The following is a 10,213-nucleotide window of genomic DNA, read 5'->3' on the forward strand; positions in this document are numbered from 1 at the left end:
CTGGCGCGACTACTGTCCGGCTGAGCGACACGCCCGAGCGCGTGCGGGGGTCCTTGGAGAAACCGTCACCTAGCGGATTCACTGTCTTCGCGCCAAGCACCGCGCAACTGTCCGACTGAGAAGCTCGTAACAAGAGTGAACAGGAGTGAAATGCCCGAGCAGTCGTGGATCACTGCCCAAGATCTGTACGACCAGGGATATACGGTCGATGGAGCACGTCAGCTCTTCGGGGAGCCAAAGACAAGCCCCGACGGAACCCTCGGTTGGGAAGATGACTGGATCGACCGCGCAGAAGGAAGAGCCCTCATCCCTGTACTGCCCTTCCTTATCGAACGTCTGCGCGGACATTCCGAGGTGGGAGAGGCTGCTGGCGAGCTGGTCAGGCTCTACGAGGAGCTCAATCGTCGAGTAGGAACTGATGGTGCTCCCGATCCGCTCCATCACCATGAAATCTCCGAAGATGAGCTGGTAGAGCTGGGAAATGACCGCGATGCCCTCAATGCGATCTACGGGTCGCCGCACGTTGGACACAAGAGCCTGTGGTCGAGGGCAATCCGGTTCCGTTCATTTCGCAGGAGTGAAGCCGGTTCGGAGATGGCGCGCGATTGGCCGGAAGGCGGAATCTCCGGTGGTGGCTCAAGAGTGCAGTCGGCGAAGTGGCGAACAAGCAGAGCGAGAACGCCTGACTAGAGAGCTTCCCTGTGCCAATAGCCGGGCCCGGACTGCGGCCGATGGGGACATGTCATCTCCCCAGGTGAATGAGGTAATCCGGCTTACCAGTCCGATGCGCTGGACGTGATCTCGTCGGCGCGGTGGGACCAGTTCGGGTCGCTTACCAAAGCGGTGATGGCAGTGGCCATCTGCTCAATGTTGCCGTCGATGCCGAGCCTGCGAAGCGTGCGGGCGATACGCGCGGGGTGGGCCGGCCACCGACCACCGGTGGTTTCGACCAGGGCAGCGAGGACGGTAGCCGCCTCGGTGTCGCTGAGTTCCACCGGCTCACCGGTCATGCCACGTAACCCCCGGCTGCCGGTGGTCAGCCAATGCTCGCTCGCCGCTCGGCGCACCGAGGCCCGGTACCAGGGATTACGCAGCGATCGCATCAACGCTCCTTCGCGTTCAGTGGGCGTCCTGGAACGCCTGCTCCACCTCGGCGGGAAGGCGCCCGCGCGAGGATATTTCATAGCCCTGTTCGGCCGCCCAGGCGCGAATCTCCTTGCCGTTCCCGCGCCGCCGCACCGGGGCATCCGGGACCGCGAAACGATCGGAACGTCGTTTGCGGCCACCGACCCGGGTGGCGTGCTCGATGAAGAATCCGATCTGCTTGTGAAACTTGCTGGCGTGCTTGCCTTTCAGATCAATTTCGTAGTCCACCCCGTTGACGGAAAAGGTGATGCTCTCCCCGTCCTCACCGAAGACGGTTCCGTCGATGTCATCGACCAGCTCGACAACTACCTTGCGCGCCACAGTTCCCCGATCTCTCACGTCTTCTCGATACAGCAGGCAGAACCCTACTGGCGGCCGCGGCCGATCGGGCAGACCGACCCCGGGGACGTGTCATCTCCGCAGGTCACTTGCCGGTTGTACGGCGCAGGAGCAGCCGGGGGGCCTATCGGGTGTGCACCCGGGTGTCCCTCAAGGGGCCGAGCGCGAAGTAGAGGGGCGGCGGACACAGTGCGATGGAGGGCAACAAGGTGGGGACCTCTGGCCCCCACACGGTGATGGTGTTGACGGGATAAATCAAATTGGTAAACGGGACGCACACCAGTTCCAATTGGTGAGTATTCACCGATCCGGCTGCACAGGTCGACATGACACCGACCGCGAAGAACTGCATGTCGCACCCACTCGGAGCTGGGGCGGCGTGTGCGTGCGCCGCGATCAGGGACACCGCCGCGGCCGCGGCCGCCGTGGACGCGACGACAGCGAGGCGCAGAAACCGAGACATGGGTCCTCCGGTGGTGAGGGGCCCGACCCACCGCCCATTCTCGCAGGTCAGGTGCCGCTGCCGCGGCCCATCCGACGAATCCGCTCACGGCGGGCATGCTTGGCGAGCAGGTGTTTCCGGCTGGTTGGGGCGCGGAACATCTCGTCGAGCATCCGGTTCTCGATGTCGCGATGGAAGCGGAGGATGCGTGTGGCCGCCAGATGCACCAACTCCTGACGGTCCGAACCGAGCCGTTCGGCGAGGGCATCGAGGTGCGCGAGAAGTTCGTCGTCGAGGGCGACGTCGACCCGGGCTGTGCGCGGCGGGGCGGCGACGCCGCGTGCCTGCGCCAGGGGCTCATCGGCCGCCGGGTTCTCGATGAGTCGGCGAATCCCAACGCGGAGCAGCCCGGACAGCCGGCGGGGACCGTACTCGTCCGCCAGCTCCTCGAGGCGGCGTTTGGTGTCCTCATCGAGCCGGAAGACATGCCGTTTCCCGAACGGGTTCCCTTGCGGGCTCGGCGCCCTCCTAGCGGCAGGCGGGTGGGTGGCCTGGTTTGCGGCCGCGGTCTGCCGACGGGTGTTCCGGGCGATCAGCAGGTCCCGGTTGGCGTCCCCGCGGTAGATCTCCTCGGTCACCGCCTGATCGAGGTCGCGCGGGTTCGCCAGGAGCTGGCGGGCGGCCAGGCGCATCAGTTCGGCGCGGTCGGAATCGAGCCGACCGGCGAGGGCGTCGAGTTGGTCGCGCAGGTCGTCGTCGAAGTGCACGTTCGTGCGCGGGCCCAGGGTTTCCGGGGTCAGGTCGCGGACCGCGCCGATCGTGGCCAAGTCGGCGGCGAGATCTCCCGGGTCGTCGAGGAGTCGACGGACCGCGACCCGGATCGCCGCAGGGGTGAGGGCGTCGCCGTTGCGGCCGATCAGCCGGTCGAGCCGGACCAGGGTGGAGCGGTTGATGTACACGCGGATGCGGTAGGTCAGATCGGTGCGGGCGTCTTCGCGGAGCACCGGGTGCCGAAACCGGCCCGCACCGGCCAGGAAGCGGTGCACAGCGACCCGGACGATCGCGCTCCGGTCGGTGTGGAACTCGCGAGCGAGCTGGTGGAGGCGAGCGCTGGTGGCGGGGTCGAGATCGAGAGGTCGCTCCGCCCAGGGGATGCGGCGGGCGTCAGCGGAGGCCCGGCGGGCCTGGTTCAGTGCTTCGGGCACCCGGTCGGGGTCGGACAGCAGTCGTCGTGCGGCGACCCGCACCAGTGCCCCGAATCGCCTTGGGCCGATGCCGGCGGCCAACTCCTCGAGGCGTTGCTTGGTGGTCGGATCGAACCGAAGCGGGATCGGATCCCCCACCAGTACCCGGCCCATGCTCGTCTCGCTCATCACCGGCCATTGTTCCGGTACGTTCGGGGACCTCGATTCGCACCCCACGGCACCCGCCGCCACCACAATCGGTCACTGCGCCCTGGCGCGCCGGTTGCTGCGAAATGCAGTGCGCCCCAGCACCCGGGGGTGGGTGCTGGGGCGCGGGCGTGTGACCGATTCAGGAGAGGTTGAGCGGTGCGTACGGGGGCGGGGGCGGCGGGGTGTACTGGCTGATCGGGACGCCGCCGATGGTGCCGAACTGGTCGAGGTCCATGCGGAACACGACGCCGTGCTCTTCGGTCCCATTCGTAGGCGCCGAAGCCGTTCTCGGTGTGCTGCGGCACCACGGTGTCTGTGGGCTCGGCCTGATTGTCGATGCTGCTCTGCGCGTCCTCCGTCATACCCACACTTTACAACGTGACATTGTTATGTTGCAAACCGGGTCGTGCTCCCGTCGGGTCGGGTAACGCGAGCCGGCCGTGGAGTCAGGCCACGGGCGTCAGTAAGTCCGGCCCGTTGTTGCGCGGGGAATTCACCGCGGTACTGACCTCGTAGGTCTGCAGGACCGGATCGGGCACCGACGCGAGTAACGCCTGGACATCGTCCTTGTCGGTAAGAGTCGGGTCGAGCCAGTGCTCCTGGAACGTGGCCGGCAACACCACCGGGCAGCGGTCATGGATGCGTCCGAGCGCATCCGTAGCGGGCCGGGTCAAGATCGTCGCCGTCCACAGCCAGGCGTTCGGGTCATCCTCGGGCAGCGCACGGTCCCGCCACAGCTCGTACAGGCCGGCCATCGCGAGCACCCCGTCGCCGTGCAAATAATGTGGGATCTTCTTGCCGTCGCGTTTCTCCCACTCGAAGTACCCATCGGCCGGCAACAAGCACCGCCGTTTCGAGGCCGCGGCCCGAAACGAGGGGCGCTCGGTCACCGACTCCGAGCGTGCGTTGATCAAGCGGCCGAGCTTGGCCTCCTTCGACCACGAGGGCACCAAACCCCAGGTCAGCGTCCTGATCTGTGTGACCGGTGCCGCGTCCGACTCCTCCCGGGGCGCCCGTTCGAGGACCGCACGGATCTGCTGGGTCGGGGCAATGTTGTAGGACGGGCGCAGCTCGTCACCGACGACCTCGTCGACGTGGAAGATCGAGCGCAGTTCCTTGTCCGTGGTGGTACTGGCATAGCGGCCGCACACGTTCACCCTCCCTGGTCACATCTCCTGCCCCGATCTAACACGCCATGACCGACGCGAGCGCGGCGACGGAGGCCATAGCCTCGATGGTGGGTCGGGGCCAACCTGCCGAAGGAACGTGCCATGGTCTGCGATCCGGGGTGCTTCTCCCCCTTCCATATGACCTGGTTGTGGGTTCTGGGGTGTCCTGTTTCCGGTGCGACGGGGTACCTCTACATTCCTGCCGACGCAACGATGATCGAACTCGAGGACCTTCGCCTTGATCCGACGGGAGGCTAGTCATGAAGATCTCGGAGTGGATGTTGATGTATGGAGGCGAATTCGGATGGTGGTATTGGAGCATCCCAGCATTGTTCGGATCATGACCTACTCCCGCCAACCCCGGGAGGTGGCCGCCGTTCTGACCCGGCGCCCGCACGGGCCGGAATATCACCCGGCACCCGGTCGTTGAAGAGGCTGACGGTGGCGGGACATACCCCGGGTACCACACCAGAAAAGTCGCTGCGAGCGACCACTTGCCGAGAGGCGATATGACCGGCACAGTCTCCCTGACCGGGTAAGACCTACATTGCGTAGCGTTCCCGGTGAAGGAAACGAAGCCGCTGTCACCGGGGAAGGCGACAGCGGCTTCCCTTTAGAAAACGCACCGCCGAGTCACTTTCGTGTGACGTCGCGACGCGCTGAAACCTAGACCGATCCGATCCGCGAAGATCGCCCGGAACAGACCGCCTCGTGAGATCGTCCCTTCATGGTCGATGACAGATCAGAGCGTAGCTGCGCGCCCCTTACGACCGAGCACCTCCAGCGACTCGCAAACCTTGCCATGGCTGACGACATCGCTTTCCGCCATCGCTATCCGGAGTGGTCGACGCTGCTTGCCTGCTGCCTGGTTCAAGGTGGCGCTCGACACTATGTGCACCACGACCGTGGCGTGAAGGACCTGGATGTGTACCTGTTCTATGCTGTTCCGCCCGGTAAGAGCTCAAATCAATTCCCTTGGCTTCGCGGTGGAACAACTAGAAACATTGACTTCGGACCGAGTGTCCTCGGCCGTCAGGTCTACACCGACGCCGAACGCGCCGATCCCCAGCTAGCCAGGAAAGTACCCGTCTGGGAGAGCTTTACCGGAAGACGCGTCGACCTTCTGGGCAGAGGAATTGTCCCCAACCCAGATGGCCCACGAGCTGCGGTCACCGAATGGCTCGAGCAAGGCGCAAGGCGCCGCGCCCCAACCGCAACGGCCTGGCACCTTGGCAGGACACCCGTCGTCAGCCTGATGCCCGAGCTTGGAGAAGTGTGGTGGCCTGGACCAGATAGCGATGAAGCCGGGATCGAGAAAGGTCTTTACGACGACTCTCACGAGTGACTGCATGTGAACCGGACGTTTCTTTTCTCCGAGTTGAGCGCTGCTGTGGTGAGGCCTAAACGGTGAGTGCTGCCTGCTCCTCCCACCAGCGAAGAAGCGAACCGCGCACGATGTACTCGAAAGTGGAGAGCAACATCGGTGTCTCCTCGGCGAGCCACACACCGCCTAGCCCCCCAGCACTGAGGCCGCTGGGCGTTTCCTGGAGGACCCCAGATTCATCGATGCGCGGCACTTCCAACATCGGCATAGGAAATGGCTTGCCGTCGTGCAAGGCCTTTGAACGGTGGCGATAGACCACCTGGGCGTGCTTTCTCATCTGACGCCAGTCCAGCTTGTCGAACTGCGGTTCTGGATCCGGACGCGCAGGCGAGTACTTTTCAAGAAAATCAATGAACTTTCGGGTCGCTCTCACCTGCGGCGCAAGAAGTTTGCTGACCTTTTTACGCACGCTGTCCTCTGCCGGCTCTATAGCTGTCCACAACTCCGGCCACAACTCCTCTATGAGCGCAGAGGGTTCATCCGCGACTTTTTGTCGGAATCCGGCGGCGATTTCCACGGCCGTGACCAGCTGCAACCAGGCTTGGTTTGGGTCTTCATTTGCCCACCAAATGCCCTGGGAATAGGCCCGGGCGGCACGCACGAGTTCCACTTGGAGGTCCTCATCCAACGCCGGAAGCGACCCCAACAGGGATACCCCACTGAGATCGGTCGACCGGCTCACGACATGCGGTAATACCTCCCGATCCGGCTGTCCTGGACGGGCCAGCCGAGGGACATCCATGTAGAACGGCGGCAGCCCGCTACCCTGAATCCCGGTCGATCGACGCATCCCCGCGAAACGTATCCGCACGCCGAGTTCCAAGGAGATCAGCGCGGCTATCTCGTCTCCGATCGTTCCGCCGTGGTAACCCTTCGAGTCGGACGGCGCCAACTCCCCGTCAACGACTACCTCCGGAATCAGGTCGGCGTGTAGGTCGCCCTCTACGATAATTGCTGGCCCCACATGTGCTTGGGTGTTACGCCGGAGGACAGTTGACAGCCTGTGAGGCCCGAAGGATATCGGTCCACCGAAAAAGGACACGTCAGAATGAAGTTCGTCCTCGTAAGTTTCGATCAACGGATTCCCATCATTGAAGGCAACCCAGTTCTTCCACGCCACCGTACCCATACACCCAGCATGCCAGCGGCGATACCGGGAACCCGTAGTTTGAAGCTGGTGTCCGTCACTGCAATGAATCCAATGTGACCCCTTCCGGGTCGAGATCGGGTCGTTTCCCCTTGTACGAGGGGTGCCGGAGCCCTCCGCGCCCGTATTCGCGGATATCTATGTCGACCACCACAATCGGGTGGACCCACCGCACTACACCGTGCTGTTCCGCGGCCGCGGACTCAGCGACGATCGGGCTGGTGGGACGTTCGAGGGCGGCCAGTTGCTCACCGAGCTGCCGGCGCCCAGCCTGAGTGAAGCCGGTCCCGACGTGCCCTACATACCGGAGTGCGCCCTGGTCGTCGTAGGCGCCGAGGACGAGGGCGCCAACGATGTTGCGCTGCATTCCGCCGGCGGGAATCCACCCGAGCACTACGCAGCTCACCCGGGTACGGATCAACACCTTCCGCCACGCCCGGGTACGCTGGCCGGGTAGGTACAGCGATGAAACACGTTTAAACACAGCACCTTCCATACCTGAACTGCGAACCGCTTCGAGCATGACCGTACCCTGGATGCCTTCCCAGTGTGGTGGGATTTGGATGGGAAGGCCGGCGCCCTGGAGCTGGTGGCCGAGGTCGGTGAGGGCGGCGCGGCGATCGAGGTACGGGGCACCCATCAGGTCGTCCCTGTCGAGCCGGAGCACGTCGAACGGAAGGTACGTGACCGGTACCTGCCGACGCAGGGCGGTGGTCGGGCGCAGGGTGTTCGCCCGCTTCTGCAGGCGTGCGAACGAAGGCCGACCTTGCGTGAGGGCGACGATTTCACCGTCGAAGACGATGCGCCCGTGACCACCGAATGCCTCGGTCAGCGCCTCGGTCACCTCCGGGTAGGAGGAAGTGACAACGTTGAGGTTGCGGGTCCACAGCACCGGATGCGCGCCGCCACCGACCCCAGCTAATAGGCGGAAGCCGTCGTACTTCATTTCGGCCGCCCAGCCGTCCATTTCCACCGGTGGTTCACCCGGTGTGGCCAGCATCGGCGCGATCAGCCGATTCCCAGCTCCGCTCATCGGACGCTCCCGGTCTGGAGGGACCGCGATGCGGTCAGGGCAGGCGTTCGTCCAGACGGGCCATCGCGGTGTCGGCGAGGTGCGCTGTCCACGACCCCAGCTCACGTTTGCCCACTCGCATCACGGTACCGGCGATCACAGCTCCCACCAGGGCCCCGAGGAGAAAACTGGCCGGGCCGAGCGCGGCCGCGGTGTAGTCCATCAGGATGCAGGCGCCGCCGACCCCGAGGATCGTCGCCACCACACCGGTCAGGAACACCGCGGTGGACGTCACCCGGCCCTGCGCACGCTGGAGCAGGCGCCGGATCTCGAACCGATCGCGGTCGGTAAGCATGAGTCCGTCGCGTTCGAGCAGATCCAGGTACCGGCGGAACATCCCCACGACCGGACTGGTGTCACCGTCATGCACCGCGAGTTCCGTGCGCAGGGACCCGATTTCGCGTGTCACCGTGGGCAGCATCTCGCCTGGAAACGAGGTGCCCCACGTCGGAGGGCGACCGATCACTAGCGGTCTCCGGTCGTCCGCGGCGATCCCGCCGTTACGGGCGACAGCTCGATCTCGGCCGCAGTCATGGCCTTCAGGATCCCTCGTGCCAGCCAGCTTTCGATGCTCATGGAGTCCCCTTCTCGACGTGACGAAATGGAGGATGTGTCATTTCCCCAGGTCAATTGCATGAGTTGACCGATGCTCCGCTCTCCCCTACTCGGATTCGGCGTGGGAGGAGCTGAGGTGCACGATCTGGGTATCGCCGGCGGGCGTCGCGGTGGCCGGGTCGAGCCGGACCGTTCGGCGGCGGGCGAGAGCGTCCTGGCTGAGCCCGGGCGCGAAGATCAGTTTCTTGCGTCGCGCGGTGTCGCTCTCGGTGGCTGGCGCGGTGGCGGCCAGTGGCAGCAGGTCCTCAGCGCGATGCAGTCGCGACGCCAGCGGCGGAGGGTTGTCCGCGGGGTTCATCCCCGTTCGTGAAAGGCGCGTGAGTTCGTTGACACGGGCGAAGAGCACATCGGTGACCGCGGTGCGCCACGGTTCGTCGATGACACGGTTGGCGGGAACCGGGGCGTTGCGCTCGTTGAGGGTCATCTCTGCTCCTTGGGTAGTTGCACGGGTGGTCGTGGTCGACGAGCTATGCAGATGCGGCGAGTTCGGCCACCCGTTGCAGTCTCATCTCCGAATCACAGCGGCTACCAGACTTCGCCAATCAGTAAGACCGTGACCAGGGCGTGGTCTTCGCGGTTCACGATTGCCGTCGAGCTCCCGAGAAGGCTCTTGAGCAGTCCTGGGTCCTGGTGGACCTGATCGGTGAGGATGGTTGTGGTGTGCGAGGTGTTGACCGGGTGCGCATCGGCACCGAGTTCCTGGTGCATCGTCGACACCGCGGCGTCGAGCGCGTTCGTCAGGGCTTCCGGGATTGTTGTGGCCGTGGCCCACCCCCAGAAGGCGGCGCGTTTCATCGGCCGGTGTCCATCGACTCGCCGCTGCAGAACAGACCGTTCACTGTTTTCCTCTCGTGAGACTGCGGGTGGTCAGGGCGGCAACCCGCGGCTGTCGGGGTGCACGGGCCCCCACTGGAAAGTCATGCACCCGCACACCCGCTGGGGCAGCGTACCCAGCGCCACCGACCACCTCGAGAACGTCGTCGTGCAGTGCACCGATGCTCAGCCCCGCGGCGAGCGCCTGCGAGCCGAGGGCGTACGTACGCGACCGCGGGTCATAGACCGCCGGTGTGAGGTACCAACTGGTGCCGTTGGGCATCCCGAACAGGCCCTCGAAGTACTTGCTGTGGCTGGCACCGGTGTCCAGGTCGACGGTGCTGTCGTCGGTAGCGCAGCGGACCGAGACCAGCGCGAACAGGTGTGCACCGGCACCCGGTTCGGCCAGATCCTCGAACGGGGTGATCGCGGCTCCGCGGTTGGGGTGGTGCCGGGAGGTATGCACGTGGCCGACGACCCGAACTTCCCGGCCGTCGATCAGGGCGCGGCAGTCGCGGCGAGGGGTGCGTGCGTCGTTGCGGTCAGGCATCGGTGGCCTCCTCGAGAAGTTGATCGATCCGGACTGTCTTGCGGCCACGGCGGTGTGCGCGGGCGAGGTTGTTGTACACGCGGGCGCCGAGTCGTACCTGGCCGAGCATCCGGAAGATTCGCCAGTCGGCCAGATAGCCGGC

At 65.0% G+C, this 10,213-nt stretch carries 14 protein-coding genes; 2 read left to right on the forward strand and 12 right to left on the reverse strand.

Annotation, left to right across the window (positions count from 1 at the left end; all coding sequences use genetic code 11):
• The first annotated feature begins 150 nt into the window (after positions 1 to 150).
• The gene (locus ACNJ7E_RS04690) at positions 151 to 690 is read left to right on the forward strand and encodes a hypothetical protein (RefSeq protein ID WP_418339270.1); all 540 of its coding nucleotides are present in this window, start codon (positions 151 to 153) and stop codon (positions 688 to 690) included.
• Between the two features lie 83 nt (positions 691 to 773).
• Here the strand turns inward: ACNJ7E_RS04690 and ACNJ7E_RS04695 are convergent, their stop codons facing one another.
• From ACNJ7E_RS04695 to ACNJ7E_RS04715, 5 genes are all read right to left on the reverse strand, one after another.
• Entirely contained in the window at positions 774 to 1,103 is a 330-nt protein-coding gene (locus ACNJ7E_RS04695; protein ID WP_418339271.1) for a hypothetical protein, read from the reverse strand.
• Positions 1,104 to 1,119: 16 nt separating this feature from the next.
• Positions 1,120 to 1,467, reverse strand: coding sequence for a histone-like nucleoid-structuring protein Lsr2 (locus ACNJ7E_RS04700; protein ID WP_418339281.1), 348 nt, complete (start codon positions 1,465 to 1,467; stop codon positions 1,120 to 1,122).
• Positions 1,468 to 1,609: 142 nt separating this feature from the next.
• A complete protein-coding gene (locus tag ACNJ7E_RS04705; protein ID WP_418339272.1) occupies positions 1,610 to 1,948 on the reverse strand; it encodes a hypothetical protein in 339 nt (112 codons plus the stop codon).
• A 47-nt stretch (positions 1,949 to 1,995) separates the two neighbouring features.
• A complete protein-coding gene (locus tag ACNJ7E_RS04710) occupies positions 1,996 to 3,300 on the reverse strand; it encodes a ribbon-helix-helix domain-containing protein (protein WP_418339273.1) in 1,305 nt (434 codons plus the stop codon).
• 467 nt (positions 3,301 to 3,767) lie between these two features.
• On the reverse strand, positions 3,768 to 4,472 hold the full coding sequence (locus ACNJ7E_RS04715; protein ID WP_418339274.1) for an SOS response-associated peptidase: 705 nt from the start codon (positions 4,470 to 4,472) through the stop codon (positions 3,768 to 3,770).
• An 820-nt stretch (positions 4,473 to 5,292) separates the two neighbouring features.
• On the opposite strand from ACNJ7E_RS04715, the gene ACNJ7E_RS04720 reads away from it, so the two are divergent.
• Positions 5,293 to 5,835, forward strand: coding sequence for a hypothetical protein (locus ACNJ7E_RS04720; RefSeq protein WP_418339275.1), 543 nt, complete (start codon positions 5,293 to 5,295; stop codon positions 5,833 to 5,835).
• 55 nt (positions 5,836 to 5,890) lie between these two features.
• Here ACNJ7E_RS04720 and ACNJ7E_RS04725 read toward each other — a convergent pair whose 3' ends face one another.
• From ACNJ7E_RS04725 to ACNJ7E_RS04755, 7 genes are all read right to left on the reverse strand, one after another.
• Positions 5,891 to 7,003 (reverse strand): hypothetical protein, encoded by a 1,113-nt coding sequence (locus ACNJ7E_RS04725; RefSeq protein WP_418339276.1) that lies wholly within the window; start codon positions 7,001 to 7,003, stop codon positions 5,891 to 5,893.
• A 55-nt stretch (positions 7,004 to 7,058) separates the two neighbouring features.
• On the reverse strand, positions 7,059 to 8,054 hold the full coding sequence (locus ACNJ7E_RS04730; protein ID WP_418339277.1) for an ATP-dependent DNA ligase: 996 nt from the start codon (positions 8,052 to 8,054) through the stop codon (positions 7,059 to 7,061).
• Between the two features lie 34 nt (positions 8,055 to 8,088).
• Positions 8,089 to 8,502, reverse strand: coding sequence for a hypothetical protein (locus tag ACNJ7E_RS04735; protein ID WP_418339278.1), 414 nt, complete (start codon positions 8,500 to 8,502; stop codon positions 8,089 to 8,091).
• 252 nt (positions 8,503 to 8,754) lie between these two features.
• On the reverse strand, positions 8,755 to 9,132 hold the full coding sequence (locus tag ACNJ7E_RS04740) for a hypothetical protein (RefSeq protein WP_418339279.1): 378 nt from the start codon (positions 9,130 to 9,132) through the stop codon (positions 8,755 to 8,757).
• A 101-nt stretch (positions 9,133 to 9,233) separates the two neighbouring features.
• Positions 9,234 to 9,503 carry a hypothetical protein gene (locus ACNJ7E_RS04745; RefSeq protein WP_007297359.1) on the reverse strand — a complete coding sequence of 90 codons (270 nt, stop codon included), beginning with the start codon at positions 9,501 to 9,503 and terminating at the stop codon, positions 9,234 to 9,236.
• Between the two features lie 40 nt (positions 9,504 to 9,543).
• The gene (locus ACNJ7E_RS04750; protein ID WP_418339280.1) at positions 9,544 to 10,071 is read right to left on the reverse strand and encodes a hypothetical protein; all 528 of its coding nucleotides are present in this window, start codon (positions 10,069 to 10,071) and stop codon (positions 9,544 to 9,546) included.
• Positions 10,064 to 10,180 (reverse strand): DUF7463 family protein, encoded by a 117-nt coding sequence (locus ACNJ7E_RS04755; protein ID WP_418339282.1) that lies wholly within the window; start codon positions 10,178 to 10,180, stop codon positions 10,064 to 10,066. The genes ACNJ7E_RS04750 and ACNJ7E_RS04755 overlap by 8 nt, the downstream gene beginning before the upstream one ends.
• Between the last annotated feature and the right edge of the window lie 33 nt (positions 10,181 to 10,213).

The sequence above is a fragment of the Rhodococcus mengyinensis genome, assembly GCF_048381435.1.
Taxonomy (GTDB): Bacteria; Actinomycetota; Actinomycetes; order Mycobacteriales; family Mycobacteriaceae; genus Rhodococcus_F; species Rhodococcus_F opacus_D.

Coding starts and splice junctions, on each gene's coding strand:
- ACNJ7E_RS04690 (WP_418339270.1), top strand. CDS start 151: ATGCCCGAGCAGTCGTGGATCACTGCCCAAGATCTGTACGACCAGGGA.
- ACNJ7E_RS04695 (WP_418339271.1), bottom strand. CDS start 1,103: ATGCGATCGCTGCGTAATCCCTGGTACCGGGCCTCGGTGCGCCGAGCG.
- ACNJ7E_RS04705 (WP_418339272.1), bottom strand. CDS start 1,948: ATGTCTCGGTTTCTGCGCCTCGCTGTCGTCGCGTCCACGGCGGCCGCG.
- ACNJ7E_RS04710 (WP_418339273.1), bottom strand. CDS start 3,300: ATGAGCGAGACGAGCATGGGCCGGGTACTGGTGGGGGATCCGATCCCG.
- ACNJ7E_RS04720 (WP_418339275.1), top strand. CDS start 5,293: ATGGCTGACGACATCGCTTTCCGCCATCGCTATCCGGAGTGGTCGACG.
- ACNJ7E_RS04725 (WP_418339276.1), bottom strand. CDS start 7,003: ATGGGTACGGTGGCGTGGAAGAACTGGGTTGCCTTCAATGATGGGAAT.
- ACNJ7E_RS04730 (WP_418339277.1), bottom strand. CDS start 8,054: ATGAGCGGAGCTGGGAATCGGCTGATCGCGCCGATGCTGGCCACACCG.
- ACNJ7E_RS04740 (WP_418339279.1), bottom strand. CDS start 9,132: ATGACCCTCAACGAGCGCAACGCCCCGGTTCCCGCCAACCGTGTCATC.
- ACNJ7E_RS04745 (WP_007297359.1), bottom strand. CDS start 9,503: ATGAAACGCGCCGCCTTCTGGGGGTGGGCCACGGCCACAACAATCCCG.
- ACNJ7E_RS04750 (WP_418339280.1), bottom strand. CDS start 10,071: ATGCCTGACCGCAACGACGCACGCACCCCTCGCCGCGACTGCCGCGCC.
- ACNJ7E_RS04755 (WP_418339282.1), bottom strand. CDS start 10,180: ATGCTCGGCCAGGTACGACTCGGCGCCCGCGTGTACAACAACCTCGCC.